The organism is Catenovulum maritimum, assembly GCF_001050375.1.
In the GTDB taxonomy this organism is placed as follows: Bacteria; Pseudomonadota; Gammaproteobacteria; order Enterobacterales; family Alteromonadaceae; genus Catenovulum; species Catenovulum maritimum.
In genome coordinates, this window is record NZ_KQ130488.1 from 70,661 (window position 1) to 92,406 (window position 21,746).

Genomic DNA, 21,746 nt, shown 5'->3' on the forward strand with positions numbered 1-21,746 from the left:
TAACAGATATATCTAAACCATTAAATTTGTTATCGTTTAAACGACTAATATTTAACCAAAATTTAGTGAAACATTGTCTTCGCCGACTATCTGACGCAGATCATACAGCAAACTATCCTCTGGTGTCACATACCATTGCACACCAACTTTAATTTGTGCATATGCATTTTCACGTTCATAACCAAATATTAGAGGTGTAACCCCTTCTTTATATTGAGAAATTTTTTCAATTAAGCCATTTATTGCTGGTTCAGATAATTTATCTTGCGTGAGATCTAATTTAATTGAACTCAAATGTTTTTCACGCATTTGAACAATTTCACTCACTCCTCGTCCTGTTATCATTAAGCCATCAGTAAAATCATCATGCATGACACCACCTGTCACGATAACAATTTTATCTTTCTGTAAAACTTCTTCGTATTCTTCATATAAGTCAGGGAAAAATCTGGCGTCTATTCTGCCACTTTTATCATCTAAAGTAACAATTGCCCAACGTCGTCCTTTTTTATTAACCATAGTTTTAACACCTATGATCAATCCTGCTGTTGAAATCTCTTCATCTCTGCGAGTTGGTGATAATTCATTTATGCGCGAACGAGCATAATGTTTAAGCTCTTGCTGAAAACGATTTATTGGATGCCCAGTTAAATATAATCCTAGTGTTTCTTTTTCGCCTTCAAGCCAAACTTCATCTGGCCATTTCGGTACTTTAACAAAAGCTTGTTCTACTTCTTCTGGCTCTGTTGTCAGTAAGCCAAATAAATCGTTTTGCCCGGCTTGCAAATCTTTAGCGTGTTGTTCGGCTGCACGCATAGCGTCGCTAAGTGTCGCATTTAGTGCCGCTCTGTGTGGGCCTAATGCATCTAACGCACCAGCTTGGATTAATTTTTCCATTACGCGTTTATTTATGCGTCTTAAATCGACTCGGGCACAAAAATCAAATAGGTCTTTAAATTTTCCGCCTTCATTACGCGCCGCAATAATCGCTTCTATTGGACCTTCACCAACCCCCTTGACAGCGCCTATACCATAAACGATTTCAAAATCATCGTTGACAGTAAACTTGTATTCCCCTTGGTTAACATCTGGCGGAATGATCTTGATTTTCATTCGCTCACATTCATCAACTAAGGTAACCACTTTATCGGTATTATCCATATCAGCAGACATTACCGCCGCCATAAAGAAAGATGGATAATGCGTTTTCATCCAAAGGGTTTGGTACGATACAAGCGCATATGCAGCTGAGTGAGATTTGTTAAAACCATAACCTGCAAACTTTTCAACTAAGTCAAAAATTTTCATGGCGAGTTCGCCATCTATTCCATTATTTTTAGCGCCCTCTTCAAAGCTAGCTCTTTGCTTTGCCATTTCTTCAGGTTTTTTCTTACCCATAGCTCGGCGCAGCATATCCGCGCCACCAAGGGTATAACCAGACATGACCTGAGCAATTTGCATAACTTGCTCTTGATATAAAATAATGCCGTAGGTTGGATCAAGTATCTCTTTTAAACATTCATGCTGGTATTGTGCATCTGGGTATGAAATTTCTTCTCGCCCGCGTTTACGGTCAATAAAGTTATCTACCATGCCCGATTGTAGTGGGCCAGGGCGAAATAAAGCCACCAAAGCGATCATGTCTTCAAAGCAATCCGGTTGAAGACGCTTAATCAGGTCTTTCATCCCTCTTGATTCTAATTGGAAAACCGCGGTAGTTTCATACCTTTGTAGTAAAGCAAAACTTTTTTTGTCGTCAGTTGGAATAGCCGTAATATCAATAATTGGCTTGCCGTCTCGAGCTAACCTCTCATTGGCCATATCCAAGGCCCATTGCATTATAGTTAAGGTTCTCAGCCCTAAGAAATCGAACTTAACTAGGCCTGCAGTTTCTACATCATTTTTATCAAACTGTGTAACTGGCTGTTTACCTTCACTGTCACAGTAAAGCGGCGCAAAATCTGTAATGGTTGTAGGGGAAATAACAACACCACCGGCGTGCTTACCTGCATTCCGGGTTGTGCCTTCTAAAAAGCGCGCCATATCAATCAGCGATTGAACTTCTTCATCGGCATCATAAAGTTCTTGTAACCTTGGCTCAACATCGAAGGCTTTAGCCAATGTCATACCTGGCTCACCAGGGATAAGCTTAGAAATTCGATCAACAAAACCAAATGGATGGCCAAGTACTCGGCCAACATCGCGTACTACAGCTTTAGCCGCCATAGTACCAAAGGTAATAATTTGTGATACTGCATCTCGTCCATACAGTTCAGCTGTATGGTCAATTACTTCGTCACGTCGATCCATACAAAAATCGACGTCAAAATCTGGCATGGAGACACGTTCAGGATTCAAGAAACGTTCGAAAAGCAAATCAAACTCAAGTGGATCTAAGTCGGTAATTTTTAATGCATAAGCAACCAGTGACCCGGCACCAGAACCACGTCCAGGTCCAACTGGGATATTGTTATCTTTACTCCATTGGATAAACTCCATAACGATCAAGAAGTAACCAGGGAACCCCATTTGGTTAATACATTGGAGTTCAATCGCTAGTCTATCGTCGTATTCAGGCCTTTTTTCAGCCCGAACTGCTTCATCTGGGAATAAAAACGCTAGTCTTTCTTCTAAACCTTCTTCAGAAACTTTAACTAAATAATCTTCATCTGATAGCCCGCCCGTAGGAAACTTAGGTAAGAAATACTCACCAAGGCGCATAGTCACATTACAGCGTTTAGCAATTTCGACCGAGTTAGCCAAGGCTTCAGGTATATCCGAGAAGAGCTCACACATTTCAGCTTCGGTGCGTAAATACTGCTGTTCAGAGAATCGCTTAGGCCGATTTTTATCTTCAATTGTATAGCCATCATGGATGGCACAGCGAATTTCATGTGCGTAGAAATCTTCTTTATTCAAGAATACTACTTCATTAGTTGCCACCACAGGTAAGTCGTTTTGACTTGCCCATTCAACAGCATGGTGCAAATAAGTTTCTTCGTCTTTTCGACCAGTTCTAATCAATTCGACAAAGTAATTATTTGGAAAATGTTGCTGGTAAAATTCGGTAACTTGTTTGGCTTGGCCCATATTGCCTTTAATAAGGGTTTTGCCTAAATCACCATCTTTACCGCCAGAAAGTAAAATTAAGCCTTCGGCATGTTCAACCAACCACTCTTTGTCGATAACCGCTTTGTCTTGGATTGAACCTCTTAAATACCCTTTTGATATCAGCAAAGTTAAATTTTTATAGCCAGTATTGTTTGCGGCTAAAATAACCAAGCGAAATATTTCATCGCCAAACTCTTCACTTCTGACCCAAAAATCAGCACCAACAATTGGCTTAACTCCAGCTCCATTTGCTGCGCCATAAAAACGGACTAAGCCACACAAATTCATTTGATCTGTGATCGCAACCGCTGGCATATTGTATTCTGTGATCTTGCTAATAATAGGCTTAGTCTTAGCTAAACCATCCACCATGGAAAAGTCAGAATGGAGTCGTAAATGGATAAATTTTGGATCAGACATTTTGATCTCTTTCTATTATTTTTTTTACCGGTTTAAATGATTTTCTATGTTCTGCAATAATGCCGTGTTCATCAATTTTGGCTAAGTGTAATGCAGTTGGATAGCCTTTATGTTTTTCAAATTGATACTCAGGGTGCTTAACTGCTAACGCTTTCATCTCTCTGTCACGGTGCTCTTTGGCTAGAATAGAAGCCGCGCTAATCGCAGGAATTAAATCATCACCTTTAATGATAGCTTCAGCAGGCATATCTAATTTAGGTAATTTATTACCGTCAACTAAAGCAAGCTCTGGCTTAATTTTTAATCCTTCAACTGCACGTTTCATTGCAAGTAAACTCGCTTGCAGTATGTTTATTTCGTCAATTTCTTCTGGGGTAGCTACAGCTACGTGCCATGCAAGGGCCTTTTGTTTAATTTCAGCTTCAAACGCAATTCGTTTTTTTTCACTTAGTTTTTTAGAATCTCTTAACCCTACTATCGGCTGGTTAGGATCTAAAATAACAGCTGCGGCAACCACGCAGCCAACCAGTGGGCCTCGCCCTACTTCGTCAACACCCGCGACAATTTGGCTTTGATTGACTTGATTAAAATCGAGTTCAGTTTGCATGAATCAGTTTACTTACCGCAAGTGCAGCTTGTTTGCCTGCATCTTGCCTTAAAATATGATGGATATTTAAAAACTCAGTATTTAATTGAGCTTGCTCAATGGATAAAAACTTTTGTATTTGCGTTGCGATTGCTTCACCAGTGACTTGGTCTTGTAGCAACTCTGGAATAACAGCTTTATCTGCAATAATATTTGGTAAGCTAAAATACTTAACCTTAACCATTTGTTTAAAGATCCAATAAGACAAAGCTTTAAATTTATAGCAAGCAACCATAGGACGTTTAATTAAAGCAGCCTCTAACGTTGCTGTACCTGAGGCTATCATAATGGCGTCACTAGCAGCCATTACCTCACGTGATTGATTGTCAATTATAATCAAGTCGACACTAGGTGCGTACTGATTAAACGCCTGCTGAATTTGTACTTTGCGTTTATCATTTACACTCGCAGCAACAAAAATTAAGCGCTTATCTTGCTGGTATAAAATCTCACAAGCTTTAGCAAATTCGGGCGCTAAAAGCTCAACCTCACTGCTTCGACTACCTGGTAATACCGCAATGATTTTAGCTGATTCAGCTGACTCATTTCGATTTTGAGTTAAGTTTAACTGCGCACGCGCACTAGCTTGAGCAGACTCGAGTGGAATTTGATCTGCAAGCGTGTGACCAACAAATTGGCAAGGAACCTGGTATTTATCGTAAAAAGGTTTTTCAAATGGTAGTAAGGCTAAAACCAGATCGACCGCGGCTTTCACTTTAAAAACCCGTTTTTGACGCCAAGCCCATATAGAAGGCCCAACATAATGAACCGTTTTAATCCCTGCTTGTTTCAAGTTTTTCTCTAGGGTTAAATTAAAATCTGGCGCATCAACCCCAATAAAAATATCTGGCGGATTCTTGATCCAGTGCTGGGTCAGTTGTTTTCTAATTTTAAGTAAACGTCTAAGTCTACCCAATACTTCAACCAACCCCATCACGGCTAGCTCTTCCATATCGAAAAGTTTAGTGACTTGATGCTCCATCATTAAAGGACCTGCAACGCCTTCAAATTCAAGCTGATATTGAGTTTCTGAGTTTGATTGATTGTATGAATCAAAAAGTGTTTTTAATTCAGAAATTAGATTAGATGCAAGTATGTCGCCAGATTTTTCACCGGCAACAATCGCAATTTTAATGATTCGATTATTCATATAACTAGCCATAAACTAGCCATAAACTAGCGGATAATGCCTCGAGTCGAAGCAGATAAGAAATCAATCAGGATTTGGATAGCCGGCTCATCTGCAGCAGCGATAGTCAATTCTTCTAACGCTTCAGCTGAAGTTAAACCACTACGGAATATCGTCTTGTATGCGCGTTTAATCGCCATGATACTGGCACTAGAGTATCCACGTCGTTTTAAACCTTCAGAGTTAATGCCATGCGGTACAGCATTTTGCCCAGCAGCCATTACATAAGGTGGTACGTCTTTAACGACAACGGAGCCAACACCACAAAACGAAAAACTACCAATTTTACAAAACTGATGTACACCAGTAAAACCACCTAAAATAGCGTTATCACCAACATGTACATGGCCAGCAAGGGTCGCATTATTGGCCAAAATATTACCGTCTCCAACCATAACGTCGTGAGCAATATGCACATATGCCATCAATAAATTGTTACTACCAACTTGAGTAAGCCCTTTATCTTGGACAGTACCTCTGTGGATAGTCACAGACTCACGGATCATATTATTATCGCCAATCACGAGTCGAGTCGGTTCACCAGCATATTTTTTATCTTGGCAAGCTTCACCAATAGATGCAAATTGAAAAATATGATTATTTCGACCAATTTGTGTTGGTCCTTTAATCACGACATGCGAATTAATGATGCAGTCATCACCTATCTCAACATCATTTCCAATAAAAGTCCAAGGACCAACCGTCACATTAGCGCCGATTTTAGCGCCGTCTTCTACGATTGCTGTGCTATGTATTGTTGCAGTTGCATCTATCATGTGTTTATTCTTTTTAATTACATTACACGACGTGCACAAGTAATTTCAGCTTCGCAGACAACTTTGCCATCTACTTTAGCTGTACAATCAAACTTCCAAATGCCACGACGTTCTTTAACAAATTTAGCATGTAAATGTAGTTGATCACCTGGTACAACAGGCTGCTTAAAGCGAACTTTATCAACACCTGCTAATAAATATAATTCGTCTTTATCTGTACCTTCAGTATCTACCGCTTGCATAGATTTAAAACCTAGTACCCCCGTTGCTTGTGCTAATGCTTCAACAATCAAGACACCTGGGAAAATTGGTTTGCCTGGGAAGTGACCAGTAAAAATCGGTTCATTAACTGTGATGTTTTTATATCCATGAAGATAATCAAGATCTTTATAATCAAGAACTCTATCAATTAATAAAAAAGGATATCTATGTGGTAATAAAGTGAATATTTCTTGAATATCTACTGAGTTTAATTCGTTACTCAAAGTCTTGTGTCCTAATTTCGATTTTTATTATATCTGGCTATTATATATTGCTATTGGTTGCGATGCGATGTTTAAAAAGATAAAACTAAGTTAGACTTTTAAGCTGCTGCTCAAGTAATTTAACTTTTGCGTTTAAATCTTCTATTTTACGTAATCTGGCCGTATTTTTACGCCATTCTTTATTCGTAACCGCTGGCATACCAGATGAGTAAACACCTGCGTCCTTAATAGACTGAGTTACCATACTGGTCCCAGTAAAGTGGACATCATCCGTAATTTCTATATGCCCATTAACTGCTACACAGCCAGCAAAAGTACAACGCTTACCAACTTTGGTACTACCTGCGATTGCAACATTCGCAGCAATTGCACTATTTTCATCAATTTCAACATTGTGAGCAAGATGAACCAAGTTGTCTATTTTAACGCCTTTACGGATAATGGTATCGTGCAATGCGCCGCGATCGATCGCTGTATTAGCACCTATTTCAACGCTATCTTCTAATACAACTTTACCAACTTGTGGAATTTTAACCCATTCACCTTTGTTATTCGCAAAGCCGAATCCATCAGAGCCAATAACTGCACCTGAATGAATTAAACATTCTGCGCCAACAACAACATTATGATAAATACTAACGTTTGGATTAACTTTTGTGCCTTCACCGATAAAAGCATTTTTGCCAATAAAACTATTGGCACCAACAAAAGCACCTGCTGAAACAACCGCATTTTCTTCAATCACAGCAAATGCCGCTATATGTGCTTGTGGAGACACTTTAGCACTAGGGTGAATATCGGCTTTATCACTGATACCTTGGGCAATGGCAGGTGTCGAATCAAGTAACTGGGCAACATATGCATACGTTAAATAAGGGTTAGCTGAAATTAGCTTATTACCCGCATAAAGCGCTGCATTATCTTGGCTAATGATAATCACTCCAGCTTGAGTCGTCTCTAAATTAGCTTGATATTTTTTATCCGTAAAAAAACTAATATCAGACGCTTGAGCATCATCAATGCTGGATGTAGCCATAACAAGGTGACTTTCATCACCTTGAAATTCTACCGATAGTTTGTCTGCTAATTCAGCAAGCGTATATTGGATAGGCATTATTTATTTCTTGTTAATAGCTTCAAGTACTTTTTCAGAAACATCCGGTACATCAGAACCAACATATGCAACCGCTTCACGAGCAATAATTAAATCGTATTTGCCATCTTTACCGAAAGTTTCGATAGCTTGGCCAATTTTAACTAATAACTTGTTACTTTCTTCGTTTTGACGTTGACGCATTTCACCGTCTAACTGTTTAGCTGTCTGTTGATATTCCATACCAAGTGATTGTAATTTTTTATTAATCTCTTGTTTTTCAGTTTCGCTTAATGTGGCTGCTTCTTTTTTCTGCTTTGCCATGTAGTAATCGAAATCTTGCTTCAATAAATTAACTTTATCAATTCTATCTTTAAATTCTGCTGCTAAATCTGCTTCAATCGAAGATGCTTGCGCTAAATTTTGAAAAATAGCCGCTTTATTTACTAAGGCAATTTTATCAGCCGCATTAGCTTGTAATGCAAAAAGGCCAGAAGCTAATGTAAGTAATAATGCTGCAGCTTTATTATAAGTTTTCATGTTAGTGTACCTCTTTATATATTTTTAATTAGAACGTTTGACCAATGTTGAAACTGAAGAATTTTGTATCATCATCATCAAACTTTTTAAGTGGTTTTGCAAAACTAAATACGATTGGTCCCATAGGCGATATCCATTGTACCGACATACCTGCTGATGCTCTGAATCGACTTGGATCAGAATAGTCACCAAGTTGCGTAAATTGCTCATCAGCTAAGCCACTGTATTTAGATAAATCAAATTCTGTGTCCCAAACATTACCTGCATCAACAAATATACTTGGCCTTACCGAGCTTGAGTCTTCTTCAGTAAATGGGATTGGGAAGATTAATTCCAGCGTTCCAAGTAATTGAGCATTACCACCATTTGATATAGCAGCATTGCCATTACGGGTATATTTTTGGATTTGGCCAAATTCGCCTGGTCTCACTTCAGTTTCACCTGTAATTGGATTAACTTGAGTAGCTGGCGTAGCATAAAATAATTTTGGACCAACGACGTTATTCTCAAACCCACGCATGGTTGATTGGCCACCCGCTCTAAAGTATTCCCATACAGGTAATACATGATCATCGCCTAAGTCTGTTTCACCATAACCGTTTGCATAACCAAACTGAGCTCTAGTCATCACTACCCATCTATGGTTTCTTGTCAGTGGGTAATAACGTCTATCTTCTGCAGTAAATTTGAAAAACTGTGCGTCACTGCCTGGAATAGCAAGTTTAAAGTTAACATTTTGGCTCTTACCCGCACTTGGGAACAAACCTCTATTTAACGTTGAATACATCCAGCCAAGGTTCAATTCATAATTATCGAAAACCAATTGATTCGTTTTGCTATCAGCATCATTGTATATTGAATAGAAATTTCTCATTTGCTCAGATGGCGTAGAGATATTCGACATTTCGTTATGCAAATAACCAACACCATAACTGATACGGCTGGTCTCATCCAATGGGTAACCAACCGTGAGGCGTGAAGAAATTCGAATTAATTCATAATCTTCTGAATTTGAATAACGGCTACCATAATCAATTTCACTATAACTTACAGAGCCACCTAAACTAACACCGTCAATCGTAAAATATGGGTTGGTATAGCTTAAGCTCATTTGCTTTTGATATGAGTAGGTATTGATGCTAACGCCTAAGGTGTTACCTGTACCCAAGAAGTTCTCTTGTTGGACACCTAGCTGTAGGCTTAAACCGGTTAAATCGCCATAGCCGATACCCGCAGTGAAAGAGCCTGATGGGCGTTCTTTCACTGTAAAGACAACATCAACTTGATCTTCTTCACCTGGTAGCTTAATGGTTTCAAAATCAACTTCTTCAATATAAGTTAAACGAGCCATTCTTGCTTTCGAAGCTTCAAGTGAACGATTAGAAAGAGCTGTACCTTCAAATTGTCTTAGTTCACGTCTAAGCACTTCATCATCAGTAACTGAGTTACCAACAAATTCGATACGACGAACGTTAATTCTTTTACCTGGGGTGATATTTAAAGTTAATGAAACTTCTTTAGTTTCATCATCAATTTCAGGAATGGTTTTAACCTCAGGGTAGGCGTAACCAAATGCACCTAGGTAATTCGTGATTGTTTCTTCGGTATAAGTTACGGCAGCTGCGTTATAAAAGTCGCCGGCACGAAGCGGAACCATAGCTTTAATTGCACGTTCTCGGCCAACTAAATCACCGATAAAGTTGATATCTTTAAGCTTATATTTTTCGCCTTCTTTTACATTCAGCGTCACATAAACTTGTTCTTTATCAGGTGTGAGTGAAACCTGCGTTGAGTCGACACTAAAACGAACATAGCCTTGATCTTTATAAAAACTTTCTAATTTTTCGATATCACCAGAAAAAGTTTGTTTTTGATATCTATCATTAGACAAAAATTTCCACCAAGGTAAATCATATTTAGATTCAAATAAGCTTAATAATTTCGCATCATCAAAAAGTTCATTGCCGACAATATTGATTTGCTTAACACTTGCAGCACTCCCTTCACTAAATTCAAAAGTCAGCTTAACCCTATTACGAGGTAAATGGCTAATTTTTGCCGTGACGTTAGCGTTGTATTTACCAATGCTTTGGTAAAAATCTTCTAAGCCTTTTTCTAACTGAGTCAACGTCGTTTTGTCTAATGGCTCACCAATTTTGATATTTTGGTCTTCTAAATTAGAGGCTAACTGTTCTTCTTTAACATCTTTATTGCCATCAAATTCAATTTCGCTAATGGTCGGTCGCTCAGATACTTTGATAATGAGGACCTTACCTTCTCGATAGGCTTCTATGTTATCAAAGTGACCAGATGAATAGAGTGATTTGATTGTTTGAGTTAAACGAAAATCGTTTAATTTATCTCCAACCTGTAAAGGAATATAAGTCAACGTAGCGCCTAATGCGACACGTTGCAAACCATTAACTTGGATGTCTTCTATTTTAAATTCGTCAATCGCCAATGCTTGGCTAGAAAAGAATAAAGTTAACGACAGTGCTATTACAGATCTTCTTATTGACATTCGAAATCTCAAACTTCTTTATCTACCACAGAGATAAATCATTAAATATGGCAATAGTCATCATAGTAAAAATGATGAAAGCCCCAATTTTAAACCCTACTTCTTGCACCGGCTCTGAAACAGGTCGACCAGTGACAAGCTCTATAAGGTAATAAAGTAAATGCCCGCCATCAAGTATTGGCAGGGGTAAAATGTTAATTATTCCTAAATTAATGCTAATTAATGCTAAAAAGCTTAAAAAATAAACAACACCTAAGCTTGCAGATGCGCCAGCACCTTCAGCTATCGAAATAGGACCACTCAGTGATTTGACCGAAATATCGCCCATAATGAGTTTACCAAGCATGGCAAAGCTTAATTCAATCATGCGCCAGGTTTGATTAATCGCATTTATAAATCCATCAAACAAACCATATTGAACTAAACGCGTATATTTACCTTCTGCGGGTTTAACCGTTGGAACAACACCTAAAAAGCCGACTTCTTTTTGCTTTGTTTCTCTGACGCCAGTTGTCACAGAAAGTTCAACTATCTTTTGTTCACGGAGCAAAGTTAAGTTTATCGTTTGGTTTGGATGTTCTGCGATCCAAGTTGCTAAAGCTTGCCAATTATAATCTTGCTGGTTAAAGCTGATAATTTCATCATTAACTTGAAGACCCGCTTTATCTGCTGGTGAACCTGATTGGACTCGACTAATCACACCGAGCACTTCACTTCGATAGGGTAAAATACCAAGTGATTTTAATAAATCTGGGTTTTTATCCGACACTTGCCAATTAGTTAAATCGAGTATGTGTGTCACTAAATAAGATTGGTTGTCAGGTTTCACTTTAATTTCGAGCTTATCTGTATTAATTGCCCGCATTAATTCAAAATTAACTTGTTGCCATGTCTGAGTCTGCTTGCCGCCAATCGTAACGATTTCATCACCAGAAGAAAATGAAGCTTGATGAGCAATTGAGTTTGGGGTGACATCATCAATGATAGGCTTATAAACCGTTTGACCTATTAATAACATTAGCCAAATCGCAATGGCAGCAAATATTAGGTTGCTCAAAGGGCCTGCAGCAACAATAGCAATACGCTGAAGGACAGGCTTGTGGTTAAAAGCTAAATGCTGCTCGTCGGCTTCGACCTCATCTAAGCGGCTATCTAGCATACGTACAAAGCCACCAAGTGGTATTGCAGCGATAACAAATTCAGTATTAGCTTTATTTTTCCAACTATACAAGGCTTTACCAAAACCAATGGAAAATTTGAGTACTTTCACTTTGCAGCGCTTAGCAACCCAATAATGGCCATACTCGTGAATCGTTACCAATAAACCAATCGCAACAATAAACGAGATTAAGTTCCAAATGAAGGACATTAATTTAAACCTTGCTGAGCTAACCTACGGGTTTCATGATCAATTTCCATGATGCAATCCAGCGTAGTCACTTTATTCGGCGAGTAGCTTGCTAACAATTTTGCATTGAGTTCTGCGATATCAGTAAATTTAATTTTGTTTTGCAAGAACGCATCAACATGAACTTCGTTGGCTGCATTTAGCACGGTTGTCGCTTCTTGTCCTTGAGCAAAAGCTTCGCCTGCAAGTTTCAAGTTAGGATATCTTTGATAGTCAGGTCTATTAAAGCTAAATTGCGGCCCATTAATAAAATCATAATGCTCTGAGCCGGACTTTATTCTCTGAGGAAAACCTAAGCAATGTGCAATTGGTGTTTTCATATCAGGTGCACCCATTTGCGCCATAATAGAACCATCGAGATATCGAACCATAGAATGAATAACCGATTGCGGGTGCAGTAATACCTCAACAAAGTCAGGCTTAACACCAAATAACCAACAAGCTTCTATCAACTCCAAACCTTTATTCATCATAGTGGCAGAATCAACAGATATTTTTTGTCCCATAGACCAATTAGGATGTTTACAAGCTTGGGCTGGTGTCTTGCTAGCCAACTCTTCTAAAGGGGTATTTAAGAAAGGACCACCAGAGCCGGTTAAAATAATAGAATGGACACCAAAGTCGTGAATCTGTTCATTGAGGTAATTTTGCTGATACGCTGCTGGTAAGCTTTGAAAAATAGCATTGTGTTCACTATCTACGGGTAACAGCGAGGCATTATTTTGTTTGACTGTATCAATAAAGATTTGACCAGACATAACCAAAGCTTCTTTATTCGCTAGCAGAATTTGTTTACCAGCTTCAGCTGCTGCCATAGTTGAAGGTAGACCTGCTGCGCCAACAATTGCAGCAACAATTGTGTCAATCGCATTATCAGCTGCGAGTTGATTTAATGAATCATTACCTGCTAAAACTTTAGTTTTAAGTGACAAGGCTTTAATCTTCTTTTCTAAAGCCAGAGCGGCATCGTGATCAACCAACAAAGCATACTCAGGTTCAAATTCTTTTATTTGCTCACTAATAACACTAATATTGGTATTCGCAGCTAAAGCGTAAACCTTCAATTTGTCAGGGTTCTGCCTAACCACCTCAAGTGTGCTTTGTCCGATCGAGCCAGTCGACCCTAAAATAGCTAAATTTTTCATCTATATAAAATAAAAATAGAAACAAGCAAAAATAGGTAACGCAGCAGTTAAGCTATCAACTCTATCTAAAATACCGCCATGACCAGGTAATATAGTGCCACTGTCTTTTACCCCAGCTTGACGTTTCAACATACTTTCTAATAAATCGCCTAATACCGAGCTGACCACGACAATTAAGGAGATAGCAACTATATGAAAGGTGTTTTGACTAGAAAATAATTCTGTCTGTAATGCTAGAAAAATCAATGCAGAGCTAGCGACTAAACCGCCTAACATGCCTTCGATCGTTTTACCTGGGCTCACATTCGGCATCAATTTATGCTTACCAAATGCTTTACCAGCAAAGTAAGCACCTATATCAGCAGCCCAAACTAAGGAGAAAACATAGAGTAATAACCAAGCGCCCGTTTGTTGATCAAACTGAAAGTTATCTGCACGGATAAGATTAATGCCAATCCAAGTTGGTAATAGCGTAAACAACCCAAACAAGCCTTTTAACCAAGATAAACCTCGCCAATAACGCGAAGATCTTGGGTAACTAATTACGAGTAATAATGCAAAAATCCACCAACCAATGGAAGCTATGATTGAATATTGAATTAATTCACTGGTTAACGAAATTTGACCATGTTGAAACAAACCAGATTGATAACCAAAACCTGCCATAGAGCCAAGCAAAGCAAGCATTAACAGAACTCTTTTACGCTTATTGCAAAAGCCGATAAATGGCCCCCACTCCCAAGCCCCTATAGATAATACTGCAGCAGTAAAGAACGCGAACTGTAGCAGTGATAGTTTAAAAATTGCAATTAATGCCAGTGGCAATAAAACGAGAGCTGTTATAATTCTCTTTTTCAAAGTGCTCGACTTTGAAACTTTCTTATTAATTTTTTCCAACCTGATCCCCTGTCAGCCCGAAACGCCTTTCTCTATTAGCAAAACACAAAACTGCCTGCGCAAAACTTTCTTCCCGAAAGTCAGGCCATAAATCTTGCGTAAAATAAAACTCAGCATATGCTGCTTGCCATAATAGAAAGTTACTAATTCTTTGCTCACCACCAGTGCGAATAATCAAATCTAGTGAGCTGAATTCAGACAATGAAATATTTTTATCTATATCGTCTTCAGATATTTGATCTACTGGTTTGCCCATCGATGCTTTTTTCATAGCTTCAATAATATCCCAGCGACCACCATAATTCGCAGCTATAGCTAACACCAAACCGGAATTTTCTTTGGTTAATTCTTCAGACTCTTTTATTTTTTGTTGTAATTTATCACTAAATCTAGACAAATCACCTATTACTTTTAGGCGGACATTATTTTTATGTAGGCGTCTAACTTCTTTCGTTAGCACAAACATAAATAATTCCATTAATACTGAGACTTCTTGTTCTGGTCTTTTCCAGTTTTCGCTCGAAAAAGCAAAAAGAGTCAATACTTCAATTTGATGTTGACGCGCAAACTTTACAGCCGTTTTGACAGATTCAACACCTGCTTTATGGCCAAAAGTTCTAATTTTACCTTGCTGTTTAGCCCAACGACCATTGCCATCCATTATGATGCCAACATGTTTAGGGTATAAATCAGACGATATTTGTTCTATTTGTTTTAACGCTGGTGTCATGTAGAAATGATTAGCCCACTAAACAGTGGGCTAAACCTATTTAGATAGCCATTAATTCTTTTTCTTTATCAGCAAGTACAGCATCTACTTGTTTAATAAATTCGTCAGTTGCTTTTTGAATGTTATCTTCTGCTTTTTTTGCATCATCTTCACTAATATCTTTGTCTTTAAGTAAAGATTTAACATCTGAATTTGCATCGCGACGAATGTTACGTACCGCAACTCGACCACTTTCAGCTTCAGCACGAACAACTTTAACTAACTCTTTACGACGTTCTTCTGTTAATGGCGGCAATGGAATGCGAATAGTTGTACCAGCACTTTGCGGATTCAAACCCAAATCAGACGACATAATCGCTTTTTCTACAGCTTGAATTAAAGATTTATCAAACACAGATAAAGCAAGTGTACGTGAATCTTCAACTGTTACGTTCGCAACTTGATTTAGTGGCGTGTCAGCACCGTAATATGGCACCATGATAGAATTTAATAAGCTAGGGTGAGCTCGACCAGTACGAACTTTACTCATTTGGTTTTTAAGTGCTTCTACACTTTTACCCATGCGAATTTTCGCGTCTTCAAGTATTTCATTTATCATGACAATCTTCCTAAATTAACTAATTTGTTTCGCTTAAATTTTCAGCGTGATCAATTAAAGTGCCTTCTGCTTCACCCATAATAACATTTTTAAGTGCACCGGCTTTATTCATGTTAAATACACGAATCGGTAAGCTGTGATCTCTGGCTAAAGTAAAGGCAGCTAAATCCATTACTTTCAATTCTTTTTCAAGCACTTCCTGATAAGTTAGCTTGTTTAATAAAACTGCGTCTGGGTTAGTTGCAGGATCATCTGTGTATACACCATCTACTTTAGTCGCTTTTAAAACCGCGTCAGCTTCAATTTCAATACCACGTAAACACGCAGCTGAATCTGTTGTAAAAAATGGGTTACCCGTACCAGCGGCAAAAATGACCACTTTACCTTCTTTAAGCAAGCTGATAGCTTCTGCCCAATTGTAAGTGTCACAAACACCTGACAATTCGATAGCAGACATTAAACGAGCGTTCACATAGGCACGGTGTAATGCATCACGCATTGCTAAACCATTCATTGTTGTTGCTAACATACCCATGTGGTCGCCCACTACTCGATTCATTCCAGCTTTGGCTAAACCTGCGCCTCTAAATATGTTTCCGCCACCTATAACAATGCCGACTTGTACACCAAGCTCAACTAATTCTTTAATTTCAGTCGCCATTCGGTCAAGTACTTTAGGGTCGATACCAAAGCCTTCGTCACCCACTAAAGCTTCACCACTTAATTTTAATAATACACGACGATATTCAGGTTTAGGATTCATAAAATTGTCCATTTTAAAATAAGTTAAAACAAAGCCGCGACTAACGCGGCTTTAAACAAAAATATTGATTACTTAGCAGCAGCCATTTGAGCAGCAACTTCAGCAGCAAAATCTTCTTCTTTCTTCTCAATACCTTCACCCACTTCTAAGCGGACGAAAGTTGAAACGCTAGCGCCTTTCTCTTTAAGGATTGCACCAACAGTTTGCTTAGGTTCCATGATGAAAGCTTGACCAGTAAGAGAAACCTCACCAGTGAATTTTTTCATACGGCCAGCAACCATTTTTTCAGCGATTTCAGCAGGCTTGCCTTCATTCATCGCGATATCAATTTGGATTGCTCTTTCTTTTTCAACAACTTCAGCAGGAACGTCTTCTGGGTTAACAAACTCAGGCTTGCTTGCAGCAACGTGCATAGCAACATGCTTAAGTGTTTCTGCGTCGCCTTCACCAGCAACAACAACACCGATACGCTCACCGTGAGAATAAGTTGCTAATGCAGCACCTTCAACATATTCTAAACGACGAATATTGATGTTCTCACCAATTTTAGTTACTAGAGCAACACGCGCTTCTTCAAATTGCGCTTGTAAATCTTCAACTGTTACTTTAGCGGCAACAGCAGCATCAGCAACTTGGTTAGCAAATGCAACAAAGTTATCATCTTTAGCAACGAAGTCAGTTTGACAGTTAACTTCTACAAGCGCTGCAACACCTTCATTTTGCTTAATAACAATTCGACCTTCAGCAGCGATATTACCTGCTTTTTTAGCAGCTTTAGCTTGGCCATTTTTACGCATGTTTTCAATTGCAAGCTCGATGTCACCATCAGTTTCAACTAAAGCTTTTTTACAATCCATCATACCAGCGCCAGTGCGCTCGCGGAGTTCTTTAACCAAAGCAGCAGTAATTGCCATCTTGTTTATCCTCGTATAAATTCGCAGTTAGAAAACAGGGGCAACTAGCCCCTGTTTATATTTAACATAAAGTTGTTACAGCAGTGTTATTCCGCTTCAACGAAACCGTCGTTTTCAGCTTGAACTTCAAGATTGCTATTACGGCCTTCTTTGATTGCTGAAGTCGCAGCATCCAAGTATAACTGGATAGCACGAATCGCATCATCGTTACCAGGAATAACATAATCAACACCGTCAGGCTTAGAGTTTGTATCAACTACAGCAATAACTGGAATACCTAAGTTATTTGCTTCTTTAATAGCAATGTGCTCATGGTCTGCATCAATAACGAAAAGAACGTCAGGTAAGCCGCCCATGTTTTTGATACCGCCTAAGCTTTTCTCTAATTTTTCCATTTCACGAGTTAACATAAGAGCTTCTTTCTTAGTTATCTTGTCAAATGTACCGTCTTGGCTTTGTGCTTCTAAATCTTTTAAACGCTTGATTGATTGACGTACTGTTTTCCAGTTAGTCAACATACCACCTAACCAACGGTTGTTAACATAGAATTGGTCGCTTTCAATTGCAGCTGCTTTGATTGCATCGCTTGCAGCACGTTTAGTACCAACGAATAAAACTTTACCTTTTTTAGAACCAGCTGAAGAAAGTACTTCTAAAGCAGAGTTGAATAAAGGAACAGTTTTTTCTAAGTTGATGATGTGAATCTTGTTTCGCGCACCAAAGATGTAAGGTTTCATTTTTGGTTCCCAGTAACGGGTTTGGTGACCGAAGTGAACACCTGCTTTAAGCATGTCGCGCATTGAAACGTTTGGCATAATAATCCTCATTTAAGTTTGGGGTTGAGCCTCCACATACCGCTATAATCCGACCTATTATCACAATTTGATAGTAAGCACCCCGGACATAGTTTCGACATGTGTGTGATTTAAATTAAAATGTTTCGACAATTCATTTGCGAATTGTCGGCGCGCTTTATACCATAGACAGCCTAAAACGACAATTTATATATGTTCGTATTGATTAAAAAAACTGATAAGGCATCACTTTGACACTTGTAATTAAAACTGCTGCAGATATTGAAAAAATGCGCATCGTCGGCAAAATGGCCGCAGAAGTACTTGATATGATTGGCCCTTTTGTTAAAAAAGGGATTACGACAGATGAATTAAATCAAATCTGTCATGATTATATTGTGGATAAACAAAAAGCTTACCCTGCTCCGCTTAACTACCACGGTTTCCCAAAATCGATTTGCACCTCGGTTAACCATGTTGTTTGTCACGGCATTCCAAGCAGTAAAGCTTTAAAAGATGGAGATATCATTAATATCGATGTCACTGTAAGATTTGATGAAGATTTAAATGATCCAAATCATGTTGGCGGTTATCATGGTGATACCAGTAAAATGTTTATCGTTGGCAAATCTAGTCCTAAAACAAAGCTTGCTGAACGTTTGATCCAAACTACACAAGAAGCTATGTATTTAGGCATCCAAATGGTCAAACCAGGATGTAAACTTGGTGACATTGGTTATGTCATTCAAAAACATGCTGAAGCTCAAGGTTTTTCAATCGTTCGTGAATACTGTGGTCATGGTATAGGCACAGAATTCCATGAAGAACCGCAAGTATTACACTATGGAAAGCCGGGAACTGGTGTAGAGCTTAAAGCGGGTATGTGTTTAACTATAGAACCTATGGTTAATTCAGGTAAACGACACACTAAATTGCTCAAAGATGACTGGACAGTTGTTACCAAAGACCACAGTTTAAGTGCGCAATGGGAACATACTATTTTAGTCACAGAAACTGGATATGAAATTTTGACTTTCCGCCCAGACGAGACAATTCCTCAAATAGGTTAATTAAGGTTGTAACATTGAGTAGCCAACAATTTTTTATCAGCAAGATTCAAGCGGTAAATTCGCTTGATAAAATAGTTGAAGTTCGTAAAGAAGTCGATTCGTACCATGCTTGGTTACAGGAATCCTTCACCAATCAACCTATTGCGAAACTTGTATTAGGAAGAGCATTTTATATCGATAACCTAATTCGTCGACTATGGAAAATTTTAGGCTTAGAAGGTACAAAAGAACTGACGCTAGCTGCGGTTGGTGGCTATGGACGTGGTCATCTTAACCTCCACTCTGACATTGATTTATTAATCTTATCTAAAGATGCCTTAACGCCCGATGCTGAACAAAAAGTAAGTGCACTCATTACCGCATTATGGGATTTAGGTTTAGATATTGGACAAAGTGTTAGAACGCTAAAAGAAACCATAGACTTAGGCAAAGAAGACATCACTATCGCCACCAATTTATTGGAAGCGAGGTTATTAATAGGTGATGAGAAGTTATTCAAAAGTTTAACTGAAAAGGTCAACAGCAAAAATTTTTGGCCGAGCATAAAATTTTATCAAGCGAAAACGCAAGAGCAAGCAGATCGACGCGCAAAATTTCATGACACCAGTTATAACCTTGAGCCAAATATTAAAGAGAATCCTGGGTGTTTACGCGATATTCAAAATATTGGTTGGATAGCTAAAAAGCATTATAAAGTGTTTGATGGTAGCCAGTTAGTTAAAGCCAACTTTATGACCGACGAAGAGCTACGTGAGCTGCAAGATTGCCGTGAATTTTTATGGCATATGCGTTTTGCTTTACACATGGTTGCTGGTAGAAGTGAGAATAGACTGTTATTCGAACATCAACCAGCCATTGCTAATCTATTAGGTTATGGGGAAGATAAGCAAGCTGTTGAAACCATGATGAAGAAGTTCTTCGTTATCGTTAGGCGCGTTGGTGAATTAAATCAGGTTTTACTCCAATACTTTGCCGATGAATATGTCACTAAATTTAGACCTTGGAAGCGTCGTAAAGTTAATCAAGATTTTGAACTTGCAAATGGCCTATTAAAAGCAAAACACGAGCAAGTTTTTGATACGCCTGTTCAGTTATTGTCTTTGTTTAAGACGATCGCAGATTTACCAAACATGACAGCACTACACTCTTCAACTTTACGTCAATTGCGAAATGCGAGACGTAAATTTGAATCAATGGAGTTGTGCCAAATAGAAAGCTGCCGTGAACTTTTTCTCGAACTAATCCAGCATCAAAAGTTTTTTGGTCTCAGCTGGCAGTTAATGCATAAGCACGGTGTCATGGCTATCTATAGTCACGATTGGGCGCATATTGTTGGTTTGATGCAGTTTGATTTATTTCATAGTTATACGGTAGATGAACACACGAACAGGCTGATTAGGAACATTTTCAGATACACTCAATCCGAGTTTAAAGATGAATTTCCTCGCTGTACCACAATTTGTCACAATTTTGCTAAGCTAGAATTGCTTTATATTGCTGCGATATACCATGATATTTGTAAAGGTAAAGGTGGGGATCATTCAGAGTTAGGCGCTAAAGCAGTTCGCGAATTTTGCAAGCTCCATGGTATTTCAGAAACCGATACCGATTTAGTCGCTTGGTTAGTTGATCACCATCTTTATATGTCTGTTATAACTCAACGTAAAGATATAAATGACCCTCAAGTTATTTATGATTTTTGCGATCGAGTGCAAGATGAGACACATCTAAACTTACTATATGCCTTAACGCTTGCTGACATTAGAGCTACAAATGCCTCATTGTTAAATGACTGGAAAGCGTCATTACTAAAACAACTGTATATCAGCACATTAAATGCATTACGAAGTGGCCATGAAAAACCAGTGGCGAGAGAAATTCAAATCCAAGAGCGAAGAGAGTCAGCCCTACAACGTCTAGAAAAAAATGGTCTAGACACAGTAAAAGCCAAAGAAATTTGGCACAGTTTACCAACCGACTATTTTTTACGTTATAGCTCGAAACAAATTGCTTGGCATACCAAAGCACTCATGCATAGTACTGCGGAGCACTTAGTCGTAGCTACTCACAATGAAATGCATTTAGGTGGGACTGCGATTTTCATTTATACCAAGGATAGACCCTATTTGTTTGCAGCGATTTGCTCATCAATTGGTCGAAAAAACTTCAATATTCATGATGCCAACATAATGAATACTGATGATGGCTATGCTTTAGATACTTTTATTATCCTTGAAGAAGATGGAAACCAAGTTAATAAAAAACGTTTTAAAGACATCCACGATGCGATTGAAGAAGCAGCTAGATGCGTTGGAGAGCCTAGTGTGCCTAGCCGTATACCAAGGCAGATCAAACAATTTAGAGTGCCTACCCAAATCAACTGGGTAGAACACAAAAGCAATAAATATAGCTTGATGGAACTTGAAGCCTTGGATACTCCTGGTTTATTAGTTAAAATTGGGCGTGTATTTTTTGAAAATAATATTACAATTCACGCTGCGAAAGTAGCAACTATAGGCGAACGTGCTGAAGATTTCTTTACTTTAACCAATAATAACGGTGCTCCACTGACTCCAGTCGAGAAAGAATCAATTACCCAGCAATTAAGAGAAGCTTTACAAATTAAACCTTCAAACAAGAGTTAAA

General features: G+C 38.5%; 18 protein-coding genes. 2 read left to right on the forward strand and 16 right to left on the reverse strand.

Annotation, left to right across the window (positions count from 1 at the left end; all coding sequences use genetic code 11):
- Positions 1 to 51: 51 nt before the first annotated feature.
- From dnaE to rpsB, 16 genes are all read right to left on the reverse strand, one after another.
- Positions 52 to 3,531, reverse strand: coding sequence for a DNA polymerase III subunit alpha (gene dnaE, locus XM47_RS08745; protein ID WP_048691693.1), 3,480 nt, complete (start codon positions 3,529 to 3,531; stop codon positions 52 to 54).
- Positions 3,524 to 4,138, reverse strand: coding sequence for a ribonuclease HII (gene rnhB / locus XM47_RS08750; protein ID WP_048691694.1), 615 nt, complete (start codon positions 4,136 to 4,138; stop codon positions 3,524 to 3,526). Before rnhB ends, dnaE begins: the two co-directional genes overlap by 8 nt.
- Complete coding sequence (gene lpxB, locus XM47_RS08755; RefSeq protein ID WP_048691908.1) at positions 4,128 to 5,327, reverse strand: lipid-A-disaccharide synthase; 1,200 nt, start codon at positions 5,325 to 5,327, stop codon at positions 4,128 to 4,130. The genes rnhB and lpxB overlap by 11 nt, the downstream gene beginning before the upstream one ends.
- A gap of 26 nt (positions 5,328 to 5,353) precedes the next feature.
- The gene (gene lpxA, locus XM47_RS08760) at positions 5,354 to 6,142 is read right to left on the reverse strand and encodes an acyl-ACP--UDP-N-acetylglucosamine O-acyltransferase (RefSeq protein WP_048691695.1); all 789 of its coding nucleotides are present in this window, start codon (positions 6,140 to 6,142) and stop codon (positions 5,354 to 5,356) included.
- 17 nt (positions 6,143 to 6,159) lie between these two features.
- The gene (gene fabZ, locus XM47_RS08765) at positions 6,160 to 6,627 is read right to left on the reverse strand and encodes a 3-hydroxyacyl-ACP dehydratase FabZ (protein ID WP_048691697.1); all 468 of its coding nucleotides are present in this window, start codon (positions 6,625 to 6,627) and stop codon (positions 6,160 to 6,162) included.
- A gap of 85 nt (positions 6,628 to 6,712) precedes the next feature.
- On the reverse strand, positions 6,713 to 7,741 hold the full coding sequence (gene lpxD, locus XM47_RS08770) for a UDP-3-O-(3-hydroxymyristoyl)glucosamine N-acyltransferase (protein ID WP_048691700.1): 1,029 nt from the start codon (positions 7,739 to 7,741) through the stop codon (positions 6,713 to 6,715).
- A gap of 3 nt (positions 7,742 to 7,744) precedes the next feature.
- Positions 7,745 to 8,260, reverse strand: a complete 516-nt coding sequence (locus XM47_RS08775) for an OmpH/Skp family outer membrane protein (RefSeq protein ID WP_048691702.1) — start codon at positions 8,258 to 8,260, stop codon at positions 7,745 to 7,747.
- A 28-nt stretch (positions 8,261 to 8,288) separates the two neighbouring features.
- A complete protein-coding gene (gene bamA / locus XM47_RS08780) occupies positions 8,289 to 10,781 on the reverse strand; it encodes an outer membrane protein assembly factor BamA (RefSeq protein ID WP_048691703.1) in 2,493 nt (830 codons plus the stop codon).
- Between the two features lie 22 nt (positions 10,782 to 10,803).
- Complete coding sequence (rseP, locus tag XM47_RS08785) at positions 10,804 to 12,150, reverse strand: sigma E protease regulator RseP (protein WP_048691705.1); 1,347 nt, start codon at positions 12,148 to 12,150, stop codon at positions 10,804 to 10,806.
- The gene (gene ispC, locus XM47_RS08790; RefSeq protein WP_048691707.1) at positions 12,150 to 13,334 is read right to left on the reverse strand and encodes a 1-deoxy-D-xylulose-5-phosphate reductoisomerase; all 1,185 of its coding nucleotides are present in this window, start codon (positions 13,332 to 13,334) and stop codon (positions 12,150 to 12,152) included. Before ispC ends, rseP begins: the two co-directional genes overlap by 1 nt.
- A complete protein-coding gene (locus XM47_RS08795; protein WP_077066523.1) occupies positions 13,335 to 14,192 on the reverse strand; it encodes a phosphatidate cytidylyltransferase in 858 nt (285 codons plus the stop codon). It lies immediately after the preceding gene.
- Positions 14,193 to 14,217: 25 nt separating this feature from the next.
- Positions 14,218 to 14,961: a polyprenyl diphosphate synthase gene (uppS, locus tag XM47_RS08800; protein ID WP_048691711.1), complete on the reverse strand. Its 744-nt coding sequence runs from the start codon at positions 14,959 to 14,961 to the stop codon at positions 14,218 to 14,220.
- A 40-nt stretch (positions 14,962 to 15,001) separates the two neighbouring features.
- Positions 15,002 to 15,559: a ribosome recycling factor gene (gene frr / locus XM47_RS08805; protein ID WP_048691713.1), complete on the reverse strand. Its 558-nt coding sequence runs from the start codon at positions 15,557 to 15,559 to the stop codon at positions 15,002 to 15,004.
- A gap of 19 nt (positions 15,560 to 15,578) precedes the next feature.
- On the reverse strand, positions 15,579 to 16,322 hold the full coding sequence (pyrH, locus tag XM47_RS08810; RefSeq protein ID WP_048691715.1) for a UMP kinase: 744 nt from the start codon (positions 16,320 to 16,322) through the stop codon (positions 15,579 to 15,581).
- 68 nt (positions 16,323 to 16,390) lie between these two features.
- Positions 16,391 to 17,236, reverse strand: coding sequence for a translation elongation factor Ts (tsf, locus tag XM47_RS08815; protein WP_048691716.1), 846 nt, complete (start codon positions 17,234 to 17,236; stop codon positions 16,391 to 16,393).
- Between the two features lie 86 nt (positions 17,237 to 17,322).
- Complete coding sequence (gene rpsB / locus XM47_RS08820; protein ID WP_048691718.1) at positions 17,323 to 18,051, reverse strand: 30S ribosomal protein S2; 729 nt, start codon at positions 18,049 to 18,051, stop codon at positions 17,323 to 17,325.
- A gap of 230 nt (positions 18,052 to 18,281) precedes the next feature.
- Here rpsB and map point away from each other — a divergent pair, with 230 nt between their 5' ends.
- Entirely contained in the window at positions 18,282 to 19,100 is an 819-nt protein-coding gene (gene map, locus XM47_RS08825; RefSeq protein WP_048691719.1) for a type I methionyl aminopeptidase, read from the forward strand.
- Between the two features lie 14 nt (positions 19,101 to 19,114).
- Positions 19,115 to 21,745 carry a [protein-PII] uridylyltransferase gene (glnD, locus tag XM47_RS08830; RefSeq protein ID WP_048691721.1) on the forward strand — a complete coding sequence of 877 codons (2,631 nt, stop codon included), beginning with the start codon at positions 19,115 to 19,117 and terminating at the stop codon, positions 21,743 to 21,745.
- Position 21,746 lies beyond the last annotated feature (1 nt).